Annotated in this window: 26 protein-coding genes and 1 pseudogene; 14 read left to right on the forward strand and 13 right to left on the reverse strand. The window is 58.2% G+C overall.

Annotation, left to right across the window (positions count from 1 at the left end):
- The first annotated feature begins 37 nt into the window (after positions 1-37).
- Both HGP12_RS32615 and HGP12_RS32620 read left to right on the forward strand, forming a co-directional pair.
- On the forward strand, positions 38-1,141 hold the full coding sequence (locus HGP12_RS32615; RefSeq protein ID WP_168844060.1) for an LLM class flavin-dependent oxidoreductase: 1,104 nt from the start codon (positions 38-40) through the stop codon (positions 1,139-1,141).
- Positions 1,141-2,337, forward strand: coding sequence for an acyl-CoA dehydrogenase family protein (locus HGP12_RS32620; protein ID WP_168844059.1), 1,197 nt, complete (start codon positions 1,141-1,143; stop codon positions 2,335-2,337). Before HGP12_RS32615 ends, HGP12_RS32620 begins: the two co-directional genes overlap by 1 nt.
- A 10-nt stretch (positions 2,338-2,347) precedes the next feature.
- Here HGP12_RS32620 and HGP12_RS32625 read toward each other — a convergent pair whose 3' ends face one another.
- The 4 genes from HGP12_RS32625 to HGP12_RS32640 form a co-directional block, all read right to left on the reverse strand.
- Positions 2,348-2,497, reverse strand: coding sequence for a hypothetical protein (locus tag HGP12_RS32625; RefSeq protein ID WP_168844058.1), 150 nt, complete (start codon positions 2,495-2,497; stop codon positions 2,348-2,350).
- Between the two features lie 86 nt (positions 2,498-2,583).
- Complete coding sequence (locus tag HGP12_RS32630; protein WP_168844057.1) at positions 2,584-3,939, reverse strand: sensor histidine kinase KdpD; 1,356 nt, start codon at positions 3,937-3,939, stop codon at positions 2,584-2,586.
- Complete coding sequence (locus tag HGP12_RS32635) at positions 3,936-4,601, reverse strand: response regulator transcription factor (protein ID WP_168844056.1); 666 nt, start codon at positions 4,599-4,601, stop codon at positions 3,936-3,938. The genes HGP12_RS32630 and HGP12_RS32635 overlap by 4 nt, the downstream gene beginning before the upstream one ends.
- A gap of 2 nt (positions 4,602-4,603) precedes the next feature.
- Positions 4,604-5,113: a PepSY domain-containing protein gene (locus tag HGP12_RS32640; protein WP_168844055.1), complete on the reverse strand. Its 510-nt coding sequence runs from the start codon at positions 5,111-5,113 to the stop codon at positions 4,604-4,606.
- A 46-nt stretch (positions 5,114-5,159) separates the two neighbouring features.
- Between HGP12_RS32640 and HGP12_RS32645 the strand changes: the two genes are divergently transcribed.
- The 10 genes and pseudogenes from HGP12_RS32645 to HGP12_RS32690 all read left to right on the forward strand — a co-directional run bounded on the left by HGP12_RS32645 (position 5,160) and on the right by HGP12_RS32690 (position 16,748).
- Positions 5,160-5,639, forward strand: coding sequence for a hypothetical protein (locus tag HGP12_RS32645; RefSeq protein WP_168844054.1), 480 nt, complete (start codon positions 5,160-5,162; stop codon positions 5,637-5,639).
- 600 nt (positions 5,640-6,239) lie between these two features.
- Entirely contained in the window at positions 6,240-7,628 is a 1,389-nt protein-coding gene (locus tag HGP12_RS32650) for a hypothetical protein (protein ID WP_168844053.1), read from the forward strand.
- 1,124 nt (positions 7,629-8,752) lie between these two features.
- Positions 8,753-9,505 (forward strand): glycosyltransferase family 25 protein, encoded by a 753-nt coding sequence (locus tag HGP12_RS32655; RefSeq protein ID WP_246703641.1) that lies wholly within the window; start codon positions 8,753-8,755, stop codon positions 9,503-9,505.
- A 1-nt stretch (position 9,506) separates the two neighbouring features.
- Positions 9,507-10,207 (forward strand): annotated as a pseudogene (locus HGP12_RS34970) (polysaccharide deacetylase family protein).
- Positions 10,208-10,213: 6 nt separating this feature from the next.
- Positions 10,214-11,215 (forward strand): glycosyltransferase, encoded by a 1,002-nt coding sequence (locus tag HGP12_RS32665; protein ID WP_168844051.1) that lies wholly within the window; start codon positions 10,214-10,216, stop codon positions 11,213-11,215.
- Positions 11,216-11,458: 243 nt separating this feature from the next.
- Entirely contained in the window at positions 11,459-11,896 is a 438-nt protein-coding gene (locus tag HGP12_RS32670) for a curlin (RefSeq protein WP_168844050.1), read from the forward strand.
- Between the two features lie 64 nt (positions 11,897-11,960).
- On the forward strand, positions 11,961-12,359 hold the full coding sequence (gene csgH, locus HGP12_RS32675) for a curli-like amyloid fiber formation chaperone CsgH (RefSeq protein ID WP_168844049.1): 399 nt from the start codon (positions 11,961-11,963) through the stop codon (positions 12,357-12,359).
- Between the two features lie 173 nt (positions 12,360-12,532).
- The gene (locus tag HGP12_RS32680) at positions 12,533-12,946 is read left to right on the forward strand and encodes a curlin (protein ID WP_168844048.1); all 414 of its coding nucleotides are present in this window, start codon (positions 12,533-12,535) and stop codon (positions 12,944-12,946) included.
- Between the two features lie 234 nt (positions 12,947-13,180).
- Positions 13,181-14,353 carry an acetate/propionate family kinase gene (locus HGP12_RS32685; RefSeq protein WP_168844047.1) on the forward strand — a complete coding sequence of 391 codons (1,173 nt, stop codon included), beginning with the start codon at positions 13,181-13,183 and terminating at the stop codon, positions 14,351-14,353.
- A gap of 19 nt (positions 14,354-14,372) precedes the next feature.
- Entirely contained in the window at positions 14,373-16,748 is a 2,376-nt protein-coding gene (locus HGP12_RS32690) for a phosphoketolase (protein ID WP_168844046.1), read from the forward strand.
- Between the two features lie 39 nt (positions 16,749-16,787).
- Here the strand turns inward: HGP12_RS32690 and HGP12_RS32695 are convergent, their stop codons facing one another.
- From HGP12_RS32695 to HGP12_RS32705, 3 genes are all read right to left on the reverse strand, one after another.
- Positions 16,788-16,976 carry a DUF3008 family protein gene (locus HGP12_RS32695; protein WP_149635360.1) on the reverse strand — a complete coding sequence of 63 codons (189 nt, stop codon included), beginning with the start codon at positions 16,974-16,976 and terminating at the stop codon, positions 16,788-16,790.
- A 38-nt stretch (positions 16,977-17,014) separates the two neighbouring features.
- A complete protein-coding gene (locus HGP12_RS32700) occupies positions 17,015-17,185 on the reverse strand; it encodes a hypothetical protein (protein ID WP_168844045.1) in 171 nt (56 codons plus the stop codon).
- Between the two features lie 99 nt (positions 17,186-17,284).
- Entirely contained in the window at positions 17,285-17,746 is a 462-nt protein-coding gene (locus HGP12_RS32705; protein WP_168844044.1) for a YbhB/YbcL family Raf kinase inhibitor-like protein, read from the reverse strand.
- A 141-nt stretch (positions 17,747-17,887) separates the two neighbouring features.
- On the opposite strand from HGP12_RS32705, the gene HGP12_RS32710 reads away from it, so the two are divergent.
- Entirely contained in the window at positions 17,888-18,124 is a 237-nt protein-coding gene (locus HGP12_RS32710; RefSeq protein ID WP_168844043.1) for a DUF2934 domain-containing protein, read from the forward strand.
- Between the two features lie 243 nt (positions 18,125-18,367).
- Here HGP12_RS32710 and HGP12_RS32715 read toward each other — a convergent pair whose 3' ends face one another.
- Positions 18,368-18,574, reverse strand: coding sequence for a hypothetical protein (locus tag HGP12_RS32715; protein WP_168844042.1), 207 nt, complete (start codon positions 18,572-18,574; stop codon positions 18,368-18,370).
- A gap of 379 nt (positions 18,575-18,953) precedes the next feature.
- Between HGP12_RS32715 and HGP12_RS32720 the strand changes: the two genes are divergently transcribed.
- Positions 18,954-19,397, forward strand: coding sequence for a hypothetical protein (locus tag HGP12_RS32720; RefSeq protein ID WP_168844041.1), 444 nt, complete (start codon positions 18,954-18,956; stop codon positions 19,395-19,397).
- Between the two features lie 10 nt (positions 19,398-19,407).
- On the opposite strand, the gene HGP12_RS32725 is transcribed toward HGP12_RS32720, so the two are convergent.
- The 5 genes from HGP12_RS32725 to HGP12_RS32745 all read right to left on the reverse strand — a co-directional run.
- On the reverse strand, positions 19,408-19,551 hold the full coding sequence (locus HGP12_RS32725) for a hypothetical protein (RefSeq protein WP_168844040.1): 144 nt from the start codon (positions 19,549-19,551) through the stop codon (positions 19,408-19,410).
- 14 nt (positions 19,552-19,565) lie between these two features.
- Positions 19,566-20,111, reverse strand: coding sequence for a BON domain-containing protein (locus tag HGP12_RS32730; protein WP_168844039.1), 546 nt, complete (start codon positions 20,109-20,111; stop codon positions 19,566-19,568).
- Between the two features lie 69 nt (positions 20,112-20,180).
- Positions 20,181-20,897: an MgtC/SapB family protein gene (locus HGP12_RS32735; protein WP_168844075.1), complete on the reverse strand. Its 717-nt coding sequence runs from the start codon at positions 20,895-20,897 to the stop codon at positions 20,181-20,183.
- A 128-nt stretch (positions 20,898-21,025) separates the two neighbouring features.
- Entirely contained in the window at positions 21,026-22,084 is a 1,059-nt protein-coding gene (locus HGP12_RS32740; protein WP_168844038.1) for a sensor histidine kinase, read from the reverse strand.
- The coding region (locus HGP12_RS32745; RefSeq protein WP_205926486.1) for a winged helix-turn-helix domain-containing protein at positions 22,068-22,181 on the reverse strand (114 nt) is incomplete at its 5' end. The genes HGP12_RS32740 and HGP12_RS32745, both read right to left, overlap by 17 nt.

Here is a 22,181-nt window from a genome sequence, read left to right on the forward strand (position 1 = left end):
TAACTTTCGACCACCATCGACAATCAGAGGAGCTCCCATGTCCGCGGAATTCATCAGCGTCAGCTTTCCCAACGCCTCGAACGACCTCAATCCCATCCCGGACGCTCCGGTCGATCCCCAATATCTCGAGCGCTACTCGCGCGCCCTTGACGACTACGGCTTCAACTACACGCTGATCCCCTACTCGTCGTCCTCGTTTGACCCCTTTACCCTTGGCGCCACCGTTCTGGCGCATACGAAGCACATCAAGATCATCGTGGCGCTGCGGCCCAATACCGTCTACCCGACGGTCGCTGCCAAATCGCTTGCCACGCTTGACCAGTTGAGCGGCGGCCGCGTTGTCGTCCACTTCATTGCCGGCGGCAGCGACGACGAGCAGGCGCGCGAGGGCGACTTCCTCAACAAGGAACAGCGCTACGAGCGGCAGGAGGAATATATCCGTATCCTGCGCCTTGCATGGACCTCGACCGAGCCCTTCGATTTCGATGGCAAGTATTACCAGTTCAAGCAGTTCCGCAGCGCCGTTCGTCCGACGCAGGGGCTGATCCCGATTTCGGTTGGCGGCTCCTCTGATGCTGCGTATCGAATCGGAGGTTCACTGGGCGACATTTTCGGACTATGGGGCGAGCCTCTGGCGGAAACCAAGCAGCAGATCGAGCGTATCTACGCCGAGGCGGCGAAAGCAGGCAGGACGGACCGGCCGCGGATCTGGGTGACCTTCCGCCCGATCGTCGCGGAAACTGACGAACTGGCATGGGAGAAGGCCCACGGGGTGCTCGACCGTCTCAAGGAAAACCGGGAAAAGGGCCTTCATCGCGCACCGCCCTCTGCCCCTCGCCCCGCCAATGTCGGATCGCAGCGGCTCCTTGATATCGCCGCGCGCGGCGATGTCCACGATCGGGCCCTGTGGTATCCGACGGTGACGGCGACCAATGCCTCCGGCGCCACGACCGCACTCGTCGGATCACCGCGCACCATTGCCGATTCAATCCTCGACTATATCGATCTCGGCGCCGACCTGATCTCCATCCGCGGCTATGACAATTTCAACGATGCCGTCGACTACGGACGCTACATCCTGCCGCTGGTGCGCGAGGGCATTCGGGAGCGGGACGAGGCAAAGAAGAAGGCCGCAGCCTGATGATCGCGCGCGACATGGCTTTCGATGCAAGCCTGTTGAGCGCGACGACGCGCGCTCTTGCGGACGCAGCTGCCGATGCGGACCGAACCGGGGATTTCCCCTGGACGGGCATCCGTGCGGTTCATCAAAGCGGCCTGCTCGAAAGCACTGTCGCGGCGAGATATGGCGGCGCCGGCGCAACCCTCCACGACGCCGCGACGATCCTTGCCGCCCTCGGCCGGGGCGATCCGTCGGTCGCGTTGATCAGCGCGATGACGATCTTCAACCACCTCGGTCAAGCGACGAAAAACCATTGGCCCGAGGACCTCTACAAACGCTTGCTTGCCCAGGCCAAGCAGCATCCGCTGCTGCTCAATGCGGCGCGTGTCGAACCGGAACTCGGCTCGCCCGCCCGTGGCGGCCTGCCGGCGACGGTTGCCCGCCGTACCGCATCCGGCTGGTCGATCACCGGCCGCAAGCGGTTCGTGACAGGCGCGCTCGGTCTGACCCATTTCCTGGTCTGGGCTCACACCGACGAAACGCCCGCCCGCGTCGGAACATTCGTCGTTGCGAACAAGCTTGCGGGCATTCGCGTCGTCGAGAGCTGGAACAGCCTTGGCATGCGCGCCTCCGGCTCCCACGATGTCGAATATGCCGATGTCGAAATTCCGCTGGAGAATGTCATCGACCTGGTCGATCCATCCGTTGCACAGCAGGACAACCGCGCCCACGCGGCAATCACGCTGGCGCTGACCGCGCTCTACCTTGGGGTGGCTGAAGCGGCTCAGGACGCGTTCATCCGCTTTGCTCACGAGCGCGTTCCGACCAACCTTGGCCAGCCGATTGCCAGCACCGAACGCTTCGTGAACCTCTCCGGCGAAATCGACCTCCTCGTCTCCGGCGCCCGGCAGATCATTTTCGATGCCCTGAACGACAAGCAAGCCGAGGCCGAAAAGCACATCAGGGCACGGCTGATCGCCGGCCGGCAGTTGCGCGACGCGGTGCAGATCGCCGTGCGCGGCATCGGCAATCCCGGCCTTGGGAACGAACTGGGTCTGGAGCGCCATTTCCGGGACATTCAGTCGGTGCTCGTCCATGCCCCGCAGGAAGATACGTCCATTTCCATTCTCGGGCGCGCCGCCTTCAAACGCTGGAAGAGCGAAAAGGACGCGCCATTGGCGCCTTCGGTCAATCTCGCCGTATTGAAGACGGCCTGATCATGACACGCTACATCATCATCGGTGCCGGCGCAGTCGGCGCGAGCCTTGCTGCTTCGTTTGCGAGTGAAAGCGCCGACATCAAACGAGCAAGAGCGAAATAGGCTGCTGAATTCTCAGCTCGTCCTTCGCCTTCAGCGTCCAGATATTTCTTGTCCATCTCAGCACTTAGAGATCAAAATCGAAATCTTGGGGCAGTTCACCGGCGACTAAATCCCGTCCACTCGTGCAAATGGCGCAGGTTCGTCAACCAGCGACGGGCAAGCGAATGGTCACCTCAAGCCCTCCATATTGGGATCGTTCGAAAGCGATCGTTCCGTTGTTGAGCGAGACGATTTCGCAGGCAATCGCTAGGCCGAGGCCGGTGCCAGGGCTTGTCTCGTCGAAGCGTCCGCCACGCCGTCCGATCGAACGAAGATCGGCCGATTGAATGCCCGGTCCATCGTCGGATATTCGCAGCTCGACGACTGTCGCGTCTTTCTTGGCCTGCACGCTAATCATTGAGTCTGCCCATTGCGCCGCATTCTCCAATATCACGCCGACAAGCTCGATCAGATCATTTGCGTCGATATCGACGTTTAGACCATCGATAATGTTGACTACCCAGTCGACTTGCTCGCTGGTACGCGTTTTCTTCAATACGGCGATCGCGCGCGGGACAATGTTGCTCAAGGACGCACTGAGAGCGTGCATCCGGATGCGCTGACGCAGCCGGACGAGACGCAACTGATAATCGATGCGACCGCGCATCTCGTTCGTCAGCTCAATGATCGTGGCAGCACTGCGCTTGTCACCGCCGTCTTCGAGTTCGTAAGCGATCGTACCAAGCACCGCGAGTGGCGTTTTCAGCCCGTGCGCAAGATCTGACGCACGCGCTCGTGCAAAGTCCATTGATTTCTGCTGCAGGGCCAGCAACGCGTTTACTTCGCTGACGACGGGAACCACTTCCAGGGGATAGGTGGCATCGATTGAAGACGCGGCGCCCTTGCGGATGCCTTCAATATCCTGACGCAGCTTCCTGAATGGCGACAGGCCGAACCGTACCTGCAGAATGGCAGCAAGGACTAGGACGACACCGAGGATCAGGAGCGCCACGGCCAATTCCCGCCCAAAACGGGTGATCGCCTCATCGAGGATTGACCGGTCCTGGGCTACGATGACCTGGAAACGGCGCTCGTTTTTGGCTTTCGCAAAGCGCGCCGTTAAGGAAAAGGCAAGCAATGATTGCCCCACAGGGCCTTGAACAGTGGAGAGCTGCCCGCCTTCGTTCGGCGTCTCGAGCTTGAGGACATGGTCCCAAAGCGAGCGTGAGCGGATCATCTGCTGCGTGCCCAGATCCGTGATCTGCCAATAGAGACCGCTGATTGGCGTATCGTAGCGTGGATCAGGCAAGGACCCCGTCAGCACTGGCGCCGTGTCGCGCGCGTCTGCATTGATCAAAGCGACAAGGCGCGACATCGTTGCCGACAGATCAGCGGAAGCGCCACGTTCGACGCTCTTCGTGAACAGGTAGCCGATAGCGACGCCGGCCAGCACCAGCGCCACGGCGATCCAGACGCCGGCTCCCAATATCAGTCGAACCCGTAAGGACCGAATTCTCAACGATCATTCCCACCGAGAATGTACCCAAAACCGCGGCGCGTCTCGATGATATCGGCGCCCAGTCGTTTCCGCAGACGGCCGATGAGCACTTCGACGGCGTTCGAACCGCCTTCGAAGTCCTGGGTATAAAGATGTTCGGCTATCTCAAGTTGCGAGACGACGCGGCCGCCCTGATGCGCCATGAAGGCGAGCAGCCGGTATTCCTGTGGTGTAAGTACGATCGGAACGCCCGCACGCGATAGCTGTCTCATCCGCGTGTCGAGGACAAGCTCGCCGATTTCGATCTGCGATGATGCAAAGCCACCTGCTCTTCGCACGATCGCGCGGATACGCGCCACGACTTCTTCCATCCGGAAAGGCTTTACCACGTAGTCGTCGGCGCCCGACTCAATTCCCTCCACCCGCTCGTCCCATTGCCCACGCGCGGTGAGAATCAACACGGGAACGTTGCGTCCGGCACGGCGCCATCGCTTGAGGATCGTCAAACCATCCAGCATCGGAAGGCCGAGATCGAGGATTACGGCATCGAATGTTTCGGTGTCTCCTCGGAACCAGGCATCTTCTCCGTCCCTGGCATATTCCGTGACGAAGCCGGCGCTCGATAGCGCCGTGCCAAGCGACTCGGCGATGCGGCGATCATCTTCCGCAACGAGTATCCGCATGTTTACCTCACTCTTATGAGTTTGCCTGTGCGGGCATTGAAAGAATAGCGCCGAACTTCGTTGTTGGTCTCGAGCACCTTCAACTCATACTGGAGAACACCCTTCACAGGGCGCAGCCGCGTGTCAATGATCTGTCCATCGGTCAGGTGTCGGGCGATTGCAACGATACCCTCCAGCGGAAGGGCCTGATCGGCTTGGACGGCTTTCAGAGCGCCATTCGGTCCGTCAAGTTCCGCGCCGGCATCGTTTCGCCCGGATTCTTCCCGACCAGACGGCTGGTCGTCCTCAGAATCATCTGAATCCGCATCTCCATCGCTCGCATCCGAGTTTGATGCTGTGGCACCGGTCCCTTGGTCTGAAGAGCCCTCCGATTCACCGGCATCTGCGATTTCGACGTAGCCGACATCCAGCGAGCCATTAACTGCTTCCTGTGCGTGCACCAGTACCGGTAGCTGCAATGCAAGAGCAACTGCCGTGAACCATGCGAAGGCTCTTGGGGACCGAAAAGGCACACATTTTCTCCTCAAGTCATCCGAGCCGCTCCAGCAAATAGCTTAGATGAGCGAAGCTGACAATTCACTGACAACGCCCTCACGGGATTTTCAGGCACTATGGAATATACCAATCGCTATTGAGGCAAAACAAGACGGACGGAAGCAAGGACACGGTGTCTGCGACCGCTGCCAACTTGTAGTGACCGCGCGCGAAGTTACGTCCCTTCGACGTTCGATCACAACCGTAGGAATGTGCCATGCAAACCATGTTTCGCTTTATGCCGGTTCTCATCTATCTAGGTGCGTTATTGACTATCGTTTTGTTGATGTTGATCATTCGATCGACGCACACATGTGGGCCATCTGGGATGTTCAGACACCCTCGAGCCTGCCATTCGTCACCATGCCAGAGCAAAGAGGCGGGACAGCAACCATCAATCCGCGCCTGCTCAATGGCTTCCTGACAACCCAGCAGGTGGACCGCCGTCCTCAAATTGGCGTTGATCCTGGTTTCCCAAACATATGTCTCTTCGACATTCGATAACTATCGTGAGAATGCAAAATGCAAATCCTGTTTCGCCTCGCGCCAGCCCTCATATATGTGGCTGCGTTACTTGCCGTCATTTTGTCGATATCGATCCTTCGACCGACACATGCAAGCGGACCTTTTGAGCTGCATTGTCAAAATGCGAAATACTCCGATTGCAGGCTCGTGAGCCGAGATTGAAACACGGACATGGAGAAGCCAGCTTGCCGCGATGGTTCATTCGTATCTGTTCGATAGCATCCATGTTGGTGATTTCGGTGCCCGGAGAATTGACAATTGCGCGCATCAAGCTGCGATAGCTCCCGGAAAGAATGTGCGTGCGGGCTAACTTAATAAATCTGCTGCCCGAAACCACTAAACACGCGGACTTCGTTTCCAAAGTCCAAGTCGCCCTGGAAGGCCGAGAGTATAGCAATGTCTGGCGGGGTATTGCGGCCAGACGCTACCCTCCACTCCACCTACGGGCTTGGAGCCATTTGTGAACTCTCAGTCGTCTTCTTCACCAAAAATCCGCTCCAAAAACACCGCGACAATTTCTCGGTCAGACGCTGGAATGAACTCCGCGCGCACGGGAATGCAAAATAAGGATTCTTTGAGATGTGCATAAACGCAATATTGAAAAAAATGATGTCAGGCAGTTTGATGCTTGCGATCTCTGGGCATGCAGCGAGTTCGATACCGATTGTCGCAACGGTCTTTGCTGCTCAAGTGACCTTCGCATCTCCCTCAGCTGCCGCTTCTCCGACCAAACGGAATGCTCAAGGGTTGCTGTCCGACATGCGTGTCTCGCTCGGCATGATCGCCCGGAGCTATAAGGACGCTTCCGGCACGCGGCACCGAAGCACTGCCAGTGTTCTCGAGGCTGTTACCTTCGCGGCACGTGCAACAGAGCGATTGGAGGGTGCGCTTGCGACCCCTAACGGCAAAGCGATCGCTGACGCTACAGGCGGCCTGTCAAAGGCGATAGGCGACCTGCAAACGCGATACGCTTTGACGGTCTCGCAAAACAAGCAGGCAGCGCAAGGCATGCGCTATCTGAATGCGGCATGGAAGAGTTACGCCTCCCGATATATTCTCTCAAAGCCGGCGAATGAAACCAGAGCTGTGAGCAAGGATGAAGTTCGAGTTCTGCGTAAAAGGGTGAGTCTTCTCGAAAAGCGCGTAGCGTCATTGGAGGATCAGGTTGCCAGCAATGCGGCACTTCGACGGGAGGTCGTACGACTGAGGCAGGACCTCGCCTATTACGATGACCGCCCTGACGATTACCGGACCTATCAGAGCATGCTGCTTACGCTCACAATAGTGTCTGGATCTTTCGATGCATTCGCCTATACCACACGAACTTACTATCCGACCTATCATGTTTACTTCGAGCCGATCCACCCGGAATTCGAAGTCTGGCATTCCTATTGGGATGGATACTATGATGGCTATTATGCGGGTCAAAATTTCGTATGGTATAACGAGCCAACCATTGTTGAAGGTCCACTGGTAGAAATAAATCAGATCGAAATCAGCCAGGATATTACCTACCAGACGATCTACAATATGACGAACGAGACGCGCATTGAATATGAAGCCCTGCCCGAGGAAAGCTTGGCCGATAGCAATATTCCCGCCACGCCAGATGATGCTATCTTTATGGTGCAGGAGTTGCCGCAACAAGAAAATGGTAGTGCCATATTGAATATGGATGAGGCTAGGCCGGCCACTGTCGAGCTGAATCACAATTCAGCTCAATCGAATGAGGCAATTGAGCCGTCGAATGATCAGGCACCGGATATGGATATGCCACAAAGACGCGAGGAATTTCTGGATAGTGCAGAGCAGCAGCATAAGGAAGACGAAGAGGAAGTCATCCCCAGCAATGATCGAGATGACGCGGCCGACCTATCGGGAGATAGGCTAGAGAAAGGGGACGTCTCATCACAGGAAAGTGACAGCTATTCTGATCAGCTCCGAAAAGCCGGCCAAGTTCCTCGGTAACAGATAGAGCCGGAGGTCGACGTGACGGGCTCCACAACATGCCCGGACGGTTCTGACAACTGCTGGTCCCGATGAACAGTGCCTTGCTGCCGGGCTTTGGCAATGAACTGCTCGGACGAGCACAAGCCTCAGGGATCGCATACCATCATCATGCCATGGTTTCTCAGCGCGTTCGCAACGCCATTTCGATGGAACCTGCATCATCGAGAGGTGTCACCATAGCGACTCTCGCCATTTCCGCAGTCATCTTCGCTCTCGCGTCGGTTTCGGCGCATGCAGGCTCCAGTACCTCGAGCACTGGAAATGCGAAAGAAAACGTCAAAGCCTTGAACAGTCCCACCTCAAAAACGGAAACCCAAAGGGACCCGTCGCTTTTGAAGAGGCAGAACTCGACGGCGAAGGGTAAGACGAAGTAGCGAAACAAATTATATCTACATGCCAATGTTGTTGCGCCTGGAAGAAAGGCGCAACATCTCAATAAAGATGCGCCGGGTCACCAAGGCGCAGATCGGCATGCGCGATCGCGAGAAAATTGCCTGCTTCGGTATATGGGCATTTTTCTTGGATATACCGAAAGCAATCGGGCAGTAGCTCGTTAGAAGCGCAGTTTCTGGCGATGGTGAAATCGAAATAGATAAAATCCAGTGGGCAGTCGGCTTCCCAGCAAGATTATTGGAGCGTGAGTGCTTAAGGCTCCAAGAGCTTTCGCCGATGGCTACGAAAACAGAGTGGTCTCATCGTCGTCGGCTGGGGTGGGCAAGTGCCACGCGCCGCCGATTCAAGATGCCGCCCAAATCGCTCTCAAGCAGATCGTCTTATTCAGGATAGTCGGTGCATCCGCCTGGAGCGTGCTGGTAATCCGAAGCCCGTCTTGCGGAGTCGGCCGCATGGTCGATTTTTGCACCAACTGTCAGTTCACTCTCCACACAATCTGGATATTGCGGTGCTCTACCTTTCTCCACAAGGCATTACTGAATGAGGAAGGGAAGATCTTGAAACACGACAACAACTCCCGCCCGGCCAGCAAACAAGCGGTTCCTGTACGGCAAACTCCCCATACTGGTTGCGAAGAATCTCAGCTTAGTTTCTCCTCCCAATTTAGGCGCCAGGATAATCTATCCACAATGGGCTTCATCATCCACCTGCTGCGTGTCAAACAGCGGCAGCAGCACGCCGAAAGGTTGTTGAGACTTCTTCCTTTTCCCACATCGATCTTGCCTGCTGTCGACGGTCGCCTACTCTTCAAGCGGGAGCGGCGAGGGTTCTATCAGCGACGCTTGCATCAGCCTTTCTATCCTTTCGAGCTTACCAATGCCGAAATTGGTTGCTTCCTTTCGCACCGAAAAGCATGGCAGACGATGGTCGATCAAAACATCGATATCGCTTTCGTCATGGAAGATGATATCGAGCTTGATAACGGCTTTTACAGGAGCCTCGCGCTGGCGCTCGCTCATATAGGTTCGGACGATCTTATACGGTTCCCAATGCGTAGAGGTCGTGAGAGCGGCCGCCAGATCGCCAAAACCGGCAACTTTGCCTTGATCGAACCCACCTGCCCAGGACTTGGAATGGGAGCGCAGCTGATCACGCGCGGCGCGGCGATCAAGTTGCTCAAGGCAACCGAGCAAGTGGATCGGCCGGTCGATGTGTTCTTGCAGATGTTTTGGTTGACGGGCGTCGTACCGAAGTCGATCAAGCCCCATGCCATTCACGAGATTTCCGGCGCATTGGGCGGGAGCACGCTCAAACGACGCAAGCCGCTTTTGCAAAAATGCATCCACGAGATCTTGCGTCCGCTTTATCGCGGTAGGATCAAACGGCTCGCTCGATTGGCCGGTAAACGTCGCATACCGTCCTCCAATGTTGCGGCAAGATAGCATGCCGATATCGATTTTGAGATACAGCCAGATCGCTGACCCCGCTGAGCAAGGCATCTACCTCCGCTATCGGACCGTTTCCCCGAGCAATTTTCGCATCCAGATGCGACGATTGAAGAGACTGGGATTTACCGGATTGTCCCTGCGTGATCTCCAGCCCTATTTGCGCGGAGAAAAGTCGGGCAGAGTCTTTGGCATCACTTTTGACAATGGCTTTCGGAGCGTTCACACGCATGCTCTACCAATCCTTCAAGAATTGCAATTTACAGCGACAAGCTACTTTGTCGCGAGCCAAGTTAGCGGATTCAATATTTGGGACTCGCCAGTTGGGGCTCCATACTCGCGATGCATGTCGAAAGAAGAGATACTGGAATGGATGCAAATGGGCCAGGAAGTCGGCGCCCATAGTCTTGATCATATCGCGCTGACGGAGGTCTCGACTACCGAGGCAAGACGGCAATCACCCTTGCTCGTTGTAAGCTCGAAGACATGTTGGGAACTTCGGTCGACAGCCTCTCCTATCCGTACGGCGCCGTGTCTGAACTGGTCAGATATATCGTTGAGCAGGCTAGCTATGTCAGCGCGACCACGACCTTTAGCGGGAGAATCTTACCGAAGGATGACATGCTGTGGCTACCACGACAGACGGTTCGCCAAGTGGATAGCTGGCTTAACGTCCTGGGCAAATGTGCGCTCCGTTAGATCCCGATGAAGTTATCTCATCTCTATACGGCAGGTAGTCGCGAGAGAACGATTTGCGTAGGGACGGTCACTCGTGCAAGGCCACAAATGCTTTCAAATCTTCTGAAATCCTATAGCAGGCTGAATGTGCCTGATGGAATTCGTCTCCATTTTATCGTCGTCGAGAACAATGAAACCGCTTCGTTAAGTCAAGCTATCGAGCATTTTCGAGCGCAAGTGCCAAACTCGACCGTTCAATACGAGCTCGAGACGCAGCTCGGGATCGCCTTCGCTCGCAATCGCGTCCTTGAGACTGCACTTGCGTTGGGTGGCGACATGCTGACCTTTGCCGACGATGACGAAATAGTCGCGGAAGACTGGCTTGAGCAACTGCTCGCCGCGCGAGACGCTCAAGACTTCGATATCGTCGCGTCACCGGTCAGGTTCACACCGCCGCCGGTCGACGCCTCCCCATGGAACAGGATGGTTTGGTCCGGAATGAACAGAATGAATCGCAACAGCGAAGCGAGGTCCATTCGTCTCCTCGACAGGGGCGAAGCCAAGCACATTAAGCTGGCAACCGGCAGCTGGATGGGAAAGCTTGAGTTCTTTCGCCGCACTGGCCTTCGTTTCGACAATGCGCTTGGCCTGGCAGGTGGCGAGGATTGGCAATTGTGGACCGATGCCTTGAAGCTCGGCGCTTATACGACGTGGACTCCCCATGCGATCGCTTACGAGACGGTTCCTGTCGAGCGCTTGACACTCCATTACCATTACAGGCGTTCCCGGGATCACAGCAGCATTTTGATTGAGAGACGAAAAAGCAATGGCTCGAAGACGGGATCGCTGCAAATGTTCGCTTCGATTTTAGGCCGAGTATGGACGCTATGCTACTGTATTCTCGCCGCTCCATTGACGGGGGGCAGGACATTGGTGCGCGCGGCAGCGTGCTTGGGAAGCATAGTTGGGTTGCTCCGGGGTCGTCTCGGGTTTGCATCGCCGCATTATCGGACGACCAACGGTTCTTAACTGCCGCAGTATGTCAGCTCATCGATGAGTAACTTCATACCTCCATCAAACGCGACCTTTTGGTCCACATGGTCTCGCTTATCGTTTCTTGTGGAAACAGCCAAATGCGCCGACATCCGAGAAGCCGGCACCGGTGTCTGCGAATGAACCGCGACTGAATGGTGCCTTCAGCTTCCGTTCCAACGAGGGCATCTAGAAGAAAGACGTTCAACCGCGGTCCTATCCGCCTGAGGAGATACAGTCATGATCCGCACGTCTTTCATTGCAACCGCACTCGTCGCTCTCGCTGGCCTCACCGCCGCAGCTCCCGCCATGGCCAACGATGTGCGTATCGAACAATATGGCTGGTCGAATTCTGCCGGTGGCGCGCAGGAAGGGTACGGAAACCGGATCAGAACCTACCAGAACGGCGGCTACAACCGGATTGTCGGCCATCAATATGGTCGTCATAACCTTTCGGCTGTCGGCCAGCAAGGCAATGACAACTATGGCGCCACCTATCAGAACGGCGACCGCAACGTGGCCGGCATCGGCCAGTTTGGCTCCAACCACACGACCATCCTTACCCAGGACGGCAATGGCAACATCGCGGCTGGGGTCCAGGTCGGTCATGGCTGCAGCGCCAATGTCAGCCAGGGCGGCAATGGCAATGTCGCGGCCTTCGTCCAGGCCTGCCCGTAAGCGGCCGCGCGATGACGCAAAATGAGGTTAAGATCGCAACAGCAGGCCATTAGGGAGATGATCCATGCCAAATAGCCTCAAACATCAACGCCGCCTGGTGGCGATTCTCGCGCTGGTCCTGCTTCCTGTCGGCGCGGTTGCGGCGGTGACGACTGCCAACCAATCCGACGAGGCGCAGCTTTGCGAAATCAAAGCAACGCCTGGGGCAGGTATGGTGAGACTGGATGCGCTCGTCCACGCCGACAAGCACGTCGGCGGGACCTACACCTTCCATGTCGAGAAATCAGGAGACGGCGGTAGCTCCACGATCAACCAGGGTGGCGATTTTGATGCAACGGCGGGACATGCGGCAACCCTCAGCTCCGTCTCGCTCGACGCCAAGGGAACCGGATACAAGGCGACACTCGATATCGTGATCGGAGATAAGCGTTTCAGCTGCACGAAGCAGATCGACGGCAACTGAACGGCCCCCACACTCTGTAGATCTCTTTAAAAGGGCGCCGGTTTCTGGCGCCCTTTTGCTTTCGATCAGGCCGCAACGACTGAACGGCAACTGAACGGGCAATTCCGAATGGGTTCAGCTTAAAGATGCGAAAGTTGATCATCGGCTAAGAAAGCCGGCAAATGGAGAGCAAGATGCCCCGCAACGTGTTTAAGATCCTTACCGTAACGCTTGTTGCCGCGAGCCTGGGGCAGGTCGCCTCGTCTGTGCCGGCCTATGCCGGCGGCCGGATCTCGTTCAACCTCGCGCCTGATAATGCCGAGGATGCGGGTCTTTTCTCAACCGGGCTGCGGGTCTATTCGCTCTATCGCGGCCTGAAGGACGCCGACATCCGGCAGCTGGGCCGGGGTAACGCGGCTGGTATCGCTCAGGCTGGCCGTGGCAACCTCGGCTTCATCCAGCAACGGGGCAACGGTCATTCCGCAACCTTGCGGCAGAACGGCAACAACAATGCCTATGGCATTTTCCAGTATGGGCGAAATACCGAAACCGACGTAGTGCAGGATGGGGATAACGGCAGTGGCGCTACCTTCAGCTATGGCTGGTAATGGAGCCCGGCGGAACCTCGTTCTTGCGATATCGCCGGTAGGTTTCCATCTTGTGCCTTCTTACATCGGCGGACATTTGCCGAATGATTGTCGAATTGACTATGATCCGAACCGTCCGGCCTCGGCTTGGTTCCCGAAGCCTTTGCCCGATCAGATCTGCGGCTACATGCCCGGTTGCTTCCGGGCGCAAATGCCCTAACTAGCGGTAGTCGACACCCTTCATTCGAGGTTGACATGACCGACGATGTCTTGCTGACGTTCAATGCCGGATCCTCGACCTTGAAAATCGGGATCTTCGAGCTGGCGGGCACGCAGGCGCGCAATGTCGGCCGCGGCAAGATCGACTTCGATCAAGCTCCGCTGATGCTTCGCTATTCCATCGGAGACGATAAATACGAGAGGTCGGTCAAGGGCGATAACGATGCAAACTTCGTCTCCGTCGTCGCCGAAACCCTGGACCATATGCTCGCTCACCTTCCAGGCAGGCTGCGCGCGGTCGCCCACCGCGTCGTCCATGGCGGCTTGACGTTTCGCGAGGCGACGCTGCTCGACGGTGCCGCGATCGGCCGGATCGAGAAACTCGTTCCCCTTGCTCCGCTGCATCAGCCGCAGGCGCTCCGTGTCATCCGGTCTATCGAAAAGCTTCGACCGGAGGTGCGGCAAGTCGCTTCGTTCGACACAGCCTTCCACTCGTCGCAATCAGACCTGGTCCGACGGCTGGCAATCCCGCGCGGCATGCATGATGAGGGCGTGCGCCGCTACGGCTTCCACGGCCTTTCCTACAAATACATCGCCTCGCAGCTTCGCAAGATCGATCCGGCAACCGCCGGGGGCAAGGTCATCGCATGCCATCTCGGCAGCGGCGCCAGCCTGTGCGCGATGGAAAACGGCATCAGCCGCGACACCAGCATGGGGTTTTCGGCCCTGGACGGAATCCCGATGGCGACACGTCCCGGCTGGCTCGACCCGGGCGCACTGCTCTATCTGATGAGGGACGGGATGTGGCAACCGGAACGGATCGAAGACTTTCTCTACCGTGAATGCGGCCTGCTTGGTGTTTCCGGCATCAGCGGCGACACGCGTGTTCTGCTCGAAGACGACAGCCCGGAAGCGGCTGAGGCCATAGAGCTGTTCTGCCTGCGCATATCGGGCGAAGTCGGCCGGCTGTGCGCGACGATCGGCGGGCTCGACGCTCTCGTCTTCACCGCCGGCATCGGCGAAAACCAGCCGCAGATCAGGACCCACGTCGCACGGAGGTTGCAATGGCTGGGTATCGAGATCGATGACGACGTGAACCGGCGCAATTCGACATCGATCAGCGCGGCCTCCAGCCGGGTAAAACTGTTCGTGATCCCGACCGACGAGGAACAGGTCATCGCCGACGAGGCCTTAGCCCTTATCGCGTGACGAAGACGAGGAGACGGAAATGACTGCAGTCACCACGCCGCTTTCGCCCGAAGAACTCTCTCTGATCGACCGCTACTGGCGGGCCGCCAACTATCTATCGGTCGGCCAGATCTATCTGATGGACAATCCGCTGCTGCGCGAGCCGCTGAGGCCCGAGCACATCAAGCCGAGGCTGCTCGGCCACTGGGGCACGACGCCCGGACTGAACTTCATCTATGCTCATCTGAACCGCATCATCAAGGCGCGCGATCTCGACATCATCTACATATGCGGACCGGGTCACGGCGGCCCCGGCATGGTCGCCAACACCTATCTCGAAGGCACCTATAGCGAGATTTATCCAGATATCGCCGAGACGACGGACGGGATGCGAAAGCTGTTCAAGCAATTTTCCTTCCCCGGCGGCATTCCGAGCCATGCGGCACCCGAGACACCGGGCTCCATCCACGAGGGCGGCGAGCTCGGCTATGCGCTCGTGCATGCCTTCGGCGCCGCTTTCGACAATCCCGACCTCGTCGTTGCCTGTGTTGTCGGCGATGGCGAAGCCGAAACCGGGCCGCTGGCGGCAAGCTGGCATTCCAACAAATTCCTCAATCCGGCGCGGGATGGCGCAGTGCTGCCCATCCTTCATCTCAACGGCTACAAGATCGCCAATCCGACGGTCCTCGGCCGGGCAAGCGATGATGATCTCAGAAACCTGTTCTCCGGCTATGGCTACGAGCCGTTTTTCGTCGAGGGGCACGAGCCGGCTGCCATGCATCAGGCGATGGCCGCCACATTCGATCAGGCGTTCGATCGCATCCGCGGCGTACAGAGGAACGCACGCGAAAAAGCATCCTCGGAAGGGATGCCGCGCTGGCCGATGATCGTCCTGCGCAGCCCGAAGGGCTGGACGGGACCAAAGGAGGTCGACGGCAAGAAGGTCGAAGGCTTCTGGCGGGCGCATCAGGTGCCCGTCGCCAATTGCCGCGGCGACGAGGGCCATCGCAAGATCCTGGAAGACTGGATGCGCAGCTACGATCCGGACGACCTCTTCGACCGCGATGGGCGGCTGAAGACCGAGTTGCAGACGCAGGCACCACAAGGTGAAAGACGTATGGGCGCCAACCCTCACGCCAATGGCGGCCTGCTCCGCAAGGAACTTCTGGCTCCCTCCATCGAGGATTACGCTGTCGAGATCGGCGAGCGCGGCAGCAAGCAGGTGCAATCGACGGAGATACTCGGCCACTACCTGCGCGACATGCTGAAGCTCAATGATGTCAAGCAGAATTTTCGCATCTTCGGGCCTGACGAGACGGAATCGAACCGCCTCGGCAGCGTCTTCGAAGCCACCGATCGCGTCTGGATGGAGCCGATCGAAGATTATGACGTCCATCTCGCCCCGGATGGCCGGGTGATGGAGGTTCTGAGCGAACATCTCTGCCAGGGCTGGCTGGAAGGATATCTGCTGACCGGCCGGCACGGGCTCTTCTCGTGCTACGAGGCCTTCATCCATATCGTCGATTCCATGTTCAACCAGCATGCCAAGTGGCTGAAGGTCTCGCGCGAACTGCCATGGCGCAAGCCGATCTCGTCGCTGAACTACCTGTTGACGTCGCATGTCTGGCGCCAGGATCACAACGGCTTTTCCCATCAGGATCCCGGCTTCGTCGATCTCGTCGCCAACAAGAAAGCGGACATTGTACGCATCTATCTGCCGCCGGATGCCAATACGCTGCTATGGGTCGGCGATCATTGCCTGCGGACATACGACCGGATCAACGTCATCGTCGCCGGCAAGCAGCCGGAATCCCAGTGGCTGAGCATGGACGAGGCGATCGCCCATTGTAAGGCCGGCGTCGGCATCTGGGATTGGGCAAGCTACGAGAACGATACCATCGCTCCCGACCTGGTCATGGCCTGTGCCGGCGATGTCCCGACCATGGAGACGCTTGCCGCCGTCATGCTGTTGCATGCGGCGATCCCGGACTTGAAAATCCGCACGGTCAACGTGGTCGATCTTCTGGCCCTGCAGGATCCGGAGCAGCATCCGCACGGCCTCGAGCATCAGGCATTCGACCGGATCTTCACCACGGACAAACCTGTCATTTTCGCCTATCACGGCTATTCCTATCTGATCCACCGGCTGACCTACCGACGAACCAATCACGAAAACATCCATGTGCGCGGGTTCATTGAGGAAGGCACGACGACCACGCCCTTCGACATGACCGTGCTGAACGAGCTGGATCGCTATCATCTTGCTCTTGAAGCAATCAGCCGCGTACCGGGTCTGGCCGAAAAAGTTCCGGAGGTCGTGGAAGACCTGAAGGCAAAGCTCGTCGAGCACCACGACTATGTCCGGCGTCATGGCGAGGACATGCCGGAAGTTCGGGACTGGCGATGGAAACGATAGGGCTGAAACGGGTCAGCGTTTCAGGCCATCACCGGACCGTCAGGACTTGGCCGCGTGCTCCGGTTTTCCCTTTCGCTTGGTCGATGCCATGTCGCGAAGTTCCTTTTCGCTCATGGAGTCGACCATGCTCTTCGATGCACCCTTCAGCTCGCTCTTTTTCCTCTCGCCGCGTTTGGCGGCGAGCGCCGCACCGGCTGCCATTTGTTGCGATTTCGACTTTGCGGGCATGATGAGCCCTCCTTCGACTTGTTTTCGATCTCGTTTGCCTAACCGGCGAAGCGCACCAGCAGGATGACCAGCACCACCGCGGCGAGGCCGCCGATGAATATGACGCGCTGCCAACGCCGTTTCAGGATGATCTCGCCCTGGCGAACATCCTCGGCCGCGAAGGTGCGCGGTTCGTCCTTGTCCGAATCGCCTTGATCTTTTCCGCTCATCGCAACCATCCAGCGGGCGCCTGATTTCGGCGGCCATTCATCTCGTACCGGGTGCGGCCGGCGCTGAAACGCCGGTCGCGCTGGCCGGCAGAGCGTGGCCTATGATTGATAGGTGCCGATGAGGCTTGCCTCTGCCAGCGTATGTTTCTTCACCTTCTGCCACATTGCCTCCGCCCCGACGGCATCCGGAAGCGTCACCCTCGGCACGTCAAGGGCGGCGAGCCGAAAAATATAGCGATGAGGGGGGTCGCCGCGCGGCGGCCGCGGACCATCATAGCGGGCATTGCCGAAATCGTTCCTGTAAAAGCGCAGCGCCTGCTCCTGCATCGTATCGACGCTTTCGGCCAGCCCGGTCCAGTCCGCCGGAATGTTGGCGATGCCGCAATGGCAAAACGTGCCGCTTGGCGCATCCGGATCCTCGACGATCAGGGCAAAGCTCTGGGTTTTATCGGGAGCGCCGCCCCAGGAGAGCGGAGGGAATAAATTCTCGCCTTCCAGCGCGTATTTGGTCGGCATAGGCTCGTCTTCAGCAAAGGCCTTGCTGATCAACGTCAAAGCCATCAGGTGCTCCTTTCTGTTGTGAATTCATGCGATTGTGAAGTTCTGAACATAAGGTGCAACCCATCAGCACCATTATTGTTCCCCGTGCGGAACATTCATGCTCAATCGCGGTTCGGTGCATCCAAAAATGGAGGAGAAAGAATGACGGATGAACGGTTCGAATGGATCAGCAAGCGGGCTTACGCCATCTGGGAGGCCACGGGGCGCCCCTGGGGATGCAGCCACCTCCACTGGGAACAAGCGGCCGCGGAGCGTGAGATTATGGAGCGAACACGAGCATCCACCGATGGTGAAGACGTGCTAATAAGGCTTCGGCGGAAAGTTGCAACGCTCGAAGCCGAGAATGATGCCTCTCCGAAGGACCGTAACGTCGGATAGTTTCTATATGCAAGGAATTCTCGCAGAGACAATTTCCGGGCGTGCATCCGCCCGGCTGGTTTTGGTTGGCCGGATGCAAAGCGCATCATGGCTGCTTCGCACATTTCTCTCCTAATTCTGAGTTCCGTCACGGCTCGGCTGGGCCTGCGTGCTCTTGGTGCCCTGCTGATTGCTTTCCGACCGGTCGGTTGGCGCGGGCTGGGCCGCTTGTCCGGCAGGCGGAGTATTGTTGATCGTGCCGCCCTACGGCTGCCCGCCGGAGGAGCTTATCGTCGGTGCCGCGTTCTCCGATTTATTCGGCTCGATGTAATGGCCCCATAGTTCAACGCCAGCCCACACGATTGCAGCCAGCACCAGCGCAGTGACCAACATGGCGAAAAGATGCACGCCGCGCACGCCCTGACGGGCCTCGGTCGCGGATAGCGGCTTCTTTGGTTCCTCAGATGCCATTGTAAGCCTCCGTTCATTGCAAATGCCATAGCGGCCTAACCTCAGCGCTGCGAGATGGTTCCATCCCGCGACGCCGCATCCAGCCGGCATCGGCGGGAACAATGCGCATAGCCGGACGTTACCCTTATGAGGCTGCAGATCGTGCCAAGCGGACGCGATGGTGCTGAAGAATATGGAGATTTTTCCGCTTTCTCTCCATAGCCAACGAAACGGCAGGCGAGCTTCCCACCCATCCGATCCGCAGCCTTCCCGGCATCTGGCTTCCCGGCTATGGGAGATCGATGGACCTCAAGTCGGCTGGCTCCGATCGCGATGGACGACGACCCCAATCGGAAACGTTTTTCGCCACGAGAACTCCATACGGTCATCGAGGTGAACAATGGCAAAGAAAATCACCAACGCAGTGTCGCCGACGGCTACATCATCGACTTCGGCACGATCGTTTCAACGCAGGTTCGATTGGCCGCGCCATTTGAACAGCTGGACCCTGCCCAAATGCCGCCGCCTCCTGCTGACGGCGGCAATAGCGGTTGCCGTTTCCTCGACTTTCGCATTTGCACAACAAACGCCGAACGACGACCGATGCCAGGCTGCGGACACCAATCGACAGACCGAAAACAAGCAGACAGGCGACGCGCAGGCAACTCCGGCACCGGACAGCAATCCAAGTCAGAAGCTGGCGGACTGCGGCGGCGTTCTCAAGCCGCCGGCCGTCGGCGATAGTCAAATGGAAAAGCCTGCACCAAAGGTCGGCAATACCCTTGTCATCAAGCCGGGTGATCCGCAAAATGGCCAGCAGAACAGTCAACAGCCCAGCAAATGAGGCTGCATCCTTACGGCTTCGGCTCCGGCTGTTCGATCGGCCCACTGGTCACGGTCGAATCCCGGCTGTTGCCGGCGGTAAATGGCTTGATGACGAGAATGGCCAATACCGATGCGATCATCAGGCCGAAGACAACAATCAACAACATACGCATCTCGACGTTTCCATCTATCGCGCCTTGCGAACGGCAAGGTTGCTGTCGTGGCCGACGATGCCGGCCGCCTGCCGGGAGATCGCTTCCGCGCGCTGCTTGGCTTCGTGATTTTCGACGGATCCCTCAATGATGACGCGACCGCGGCTTACGGTTACGAAAATACCCGCCGCATCGAGCAGCCCATCCGCTTTCAATCTGCCTAAGATTTCCGCGCGAATTTCGGCATCGGCCCTTTCCTGTTTCTGTGCCGAAGACGCGCCTTCCTCCGTCACCAAATCGTCGAGCGGCTGCGATCGGGAGCCGGACTGCACATCGGAGATCCTGAAGAAAATTTCATCGACCTCCTGTTTGCGGCGCCGATCGCATTCGGCCGAATCCTCGCAGCGCGCATCGTCCGTACCCGGCTGCGGCGGGATATCCTGCGCCGCCGATGCTCCTATCGCGGGACCTGGCGTGACGTCTCCGGAGCCGCCGGCCGCCTGATCGAGCGCCTGCAGGGTGCGAATATCGGCGCGATCCGGCGGATCCCTCGCCGTTTTCCTATTCTTGATCTCGGTCATCGTTTTCTCCCATGTTTGATAGGGAAAAACCTTTGTCGTCGGGGAATGTTCCGATCTTGATGTCGATGGTCACGTACCTGTCGTCAGCATCTCGAAGGATACGATCTTGTGATACTCCTGGAGAGAGGTGAGCAGTTGCGCGCCGCCGGCATCCAATCCCGCCTGCCTCCATCGCACCTCATAGGAAATATGCGCGGTGGCCTCCATCGGCCCCATCGTCTTGGCAAGAAAGGCAAAGGCATATCCGCGCGGCTCGAGCGCCGTTTGCATGTCGGTGACCGCAACACCGGCGTCGCGCGGAAGCTCGATCACGAACCGCGCCTTTTGCCGGCGCGGTATCCGCTTGTCGAACCATTTGAGGGGCGATAGCACGATAAAGGCGATGACGGCGCCGGCCAAACCGACGACCAATTGTCCGCCGCCAATGCATAGGCCGATCGCTGTCATGATCCACAGGGTCGCCGCCGTCGTCACGCCGGTCACCAGATCCCCGCGCTTGAGAATGGCGCCGCCGCCGATGAAGCCGACTCCGGTCAGCACACCGAGAGGAAAGCGCAGCACATCCATGGAAGCGAATGACTGCGGTGTCTTACCCAATGTCGACAGCAGGAGATTGGCCTGGATCATCGTCAGGCAGGCCGCCAATCCCACCAGGATCGTCGTGCGAAATCCAGCGGCATGACCGCCAACCTCGCGGTTGATGCCGACCAAGGCACCGGCAGCCGTCACCAATGCGAGCCGAACGAGGATATCGAGCCAGCTGGGATCGAGGGGCATATCATCCATCAGATTTAGCACGGCATTCTCCGGCGGAAGACTCGCTGGGACAGTTTCTCTCACGTGAGAACCGCGCTGCTGGCTTTTCGTTCCGCGGTACCGCTCATCGGAAGACGGCGAATGCCAATCGCCAACGTTTAACAGTGCGGGATCGTAAGAACGATCGTCGTGCCTCCGCCCTTGCGGCTGTCGATCGTGGCGTGGCCGCCATGCGCCTCGGCTATGGCCTTGACGACGGCAAGACCAAGGCCGGATCCCCCACCCCGTCTCGTCCTGGCGTCGTCCGCCCTCCAGAAACGCTCGAATGCCCGCTCGCTCTCAGCGGTCGTCATGCCCGGTCCGTTGTCCGAGATCATGATGACGCACAGGTTCTCAACCGTTTGCGAGGCCAGGCGCAATTGCGACCTGGGAGCGTAGCGCGCGACGTTGTCGAGGAGTGCAAGCACGGCCTGGCGGATGCGCGCCCGATCAGCCTTCACCACGATGCTCCGCAAATCGGCATCGATTTCGATGCCTGCGCTGGCGAGCGTCGGCGAAACGGAGTCGAGGATATAGCCTATTTCCTCCGCGACATCGAAACGCGACTGCTGCAGTTCCATGCGCCCGGCATTCATCAGCGAAAGCGTCCTCAGATCGTCGACGATACGGGTCAAGGCATCGATATGTCCGATCAGTCCGCGAAACACCTCCTGGCTAGGCTCAAATAGGCCATCTGCCAGCCCCTGCACGCGGCCTCGCAGGATCGTCAAAGGCGTGCGCAGCTCATGCGCGATGGCCGAATTCGAATATTGCAGCTCCTTTTCCGCCTTCTGCAGCTGCTCCGCCATGCGATTGAAGTCGTTGATCAGCCGATCCGTCTCGCCGAAACTACCTTCGCCGGTCGCACGGCCGGCAAAGTCTCCGTCCGCGATGAGGCGGGCCGCCTCCGTCACCGCCGTCAAGGGCTTTACGAGGCGGCTGGCAAGCCGCCATCCAACATAGGCGCCGACCGCCTGACCGATCGCCACATTGATGCCTAGGACGACGAAATCGCTCATTGCCCAGTCGTCGGAATATCCGGAATTATTGAAAAGCCAGTCGTAGAGCCAGCCATAAATCAGGAATCCGAAGAACATGACCGACAGGGCGACGAAGGCGACGATCGTCGTCGACCAGATGATCTGCCGATTGAGGCTGTTGCTAACCGAAATCGCCAAGGCGGTATCCTACTCCCCTGACGCCGTTGAGGAGATCGCCGACGCCGGCGGCATCCAACTTCTTGCGCAGCTTGCTCATATGGCTGTCGACGGTTCG

Origin of the sequence: Rhizobium sp. P28RR-XV, assembly GCF_012641385.1 — a bacterium.
In the GTDB taxonomy this organism is placed as follows: domain Bacteria; phylum Pseudomonadota; class Alphaproteobacteria; order Rhizobiales; family Rhizobiaceae; genus Rhizobium.

Excerpts from the sequence above, each read along its gene's own strand:
- HGP12_RS32615 (WP_168844060.1), top strand. The coding sequence starts at position 38 with ATGTCCGCGGAATTCATCAGCGTCAGCTTTCCCAACGCCTCGAACGAC.
- HGP12_RS32620 (WP_168844059.1), top strand. The coding sequence starts at position 1,141 with ATGATCGCGCGCGACATGGCTTTCGATGCAAGCCTGTTGAGCGCGACG.
- HGP12_RS32625 (WP_168844058.1), bottom strand. The coding sequence starts at position 2,497 with ATGGACAAGAAATATCTGGACGCTGAAGGCGAAGGACGAGCTGAGAAT.
- HGP12_RS32635 (WP_168844056.1), bottom strand. The coding sequence starts at position 4,601 with ATGCGGATACTCGTTGCGGAAGATGATCGCCGCATCGCCGAGTCGCTT.
- HGP12_RS32645 (WP_168844054.1), top strand. The coding sequence starts at position 5,160 with ATGAGCGAAGCTGACAATTCACTGACAACGCCCTCACGGGATTTTCAG.
- HGP12_RS32650 (WP_168844053.1), top strand. The coding sequence starts at position 6,240 with ATGTGCATAAACGCAATATTGAAAAAAATGATGTCAGGCAGTTTGATG.
- HGP12_RS32655 (WP_246703641.1), top strand. The coding sequence starts at position 8,753 with ATGGGCTTCATCATCCACCTGCTGCGTGTCAAACAGCGGCAGCAGCAC.
- HGP12_RS32665 (WP_168844051.1), top strand. The coding sequence starts at position 10,214 with ATGAAGTTATCTCATCTCTATACGGCAGGTAGTCGCGAGAGAACGATT.
- HGP12_RS32670 (WP_168844050.1), top strand. The coding sequence starts at position 11,459 with ATGATCCGCACGTCTTTCATTGCAACCGCACTCGTCGCTCTCGCTGGC.
- csgH (WP_168844049.1), top strand. The coding sequence starts at position 11,961 with ATGCCAAATAGCCTCAAACATCAACGCCGCCTGGTGGCGATTCTCGCG.
- HGP12_RS32680 (WP_168844048.1), top strand. The coding sequence starts at position 12,533 with ATGCCCCGCAACGTGTTTAAGATCCTTACCGTAACGCTTGTTGCCGCG.
- HGP12_RS32685 (WP_168844047.1), top strand. The coding sequence starts at position 13,181 with ATGACCGACGATGTCTTGCTGACGTTCAATGCCGGATCCTCGACCTTG.
- HGP12_RS32690 (WP_168844046.1), top strand. The coding sequence starts at position 14,373 with ATGACTGCAGTCACCACGCCGCTTTCGCCCGAAGAACTCTCTCTGATC.
- HGP12_RS32695 (WP_149635360.1), bottom strand. The coding sequence starts at position 16,976 with ATGCCCGCAAAGTCGAAATCGCAACAAATGGCAGCCGGTGCGGCGCTC.
- HGP12_RS32700 (WP_168844045.1), bottom strand. The coding sequence starts at position 17,185 with ATGAGCGGAAAAGATCAAGGCGATTCGGACAAGGACGAACCGCGCACC.
- HGP12_RS32705 (WP_168844044.1), bottom strand. The coding sequence starts at position 17,746 with ATGGCTTTGACGTTGATCAGCAAGGCCTTTGCTGAAGACGAGCCTATG.
- HGP12_RS32710 (WP_168844043.1), top strand. The coding sequence starts at position 17,888 with ATGACGGATGAACGGTTCGAATGGATCAGCAAGCGGGCTTACGCCATC.
- HGP12_RS32715 (WP_168844042.1), bottom strand. The coding sequence starts at position 18,574 with ATGGCATCTGAGGAACCAAAGAAGCCGCTATCCGCGACCGAGGCCCGT.
- HGP12_RS32720 (WP_168844041.1), top strand. The coding sequence starts at position 18,954 with ATGGCAAAGAAAATCACCAACGCAGTGTCGCCGACGGCTACATCATCG.
- HGP12_RS32725 (WP_168844040.1), bottom strand. The coding sequence starts at position 19,551 with ATGCGTATGTTGTTGATTGTTGTCTTCGGCCTGATGATCGCATCGGTA.
- HGP12_RS32730 (WP_168844039.1), bottom strand. The coding sequence starts at position 20,111 with ATGACCGAGATCAAGAATAGGAAAACGGCGAGGGATCCGCCGGATCGC.
- HGP12_RS32735 (WP_168844075.1), bottom strand. The coding sequence starts at position 20,897 with ATGGATGATATGCCCCTCGATCCCAGCTGGCTCGATATCCTCGTTCGG.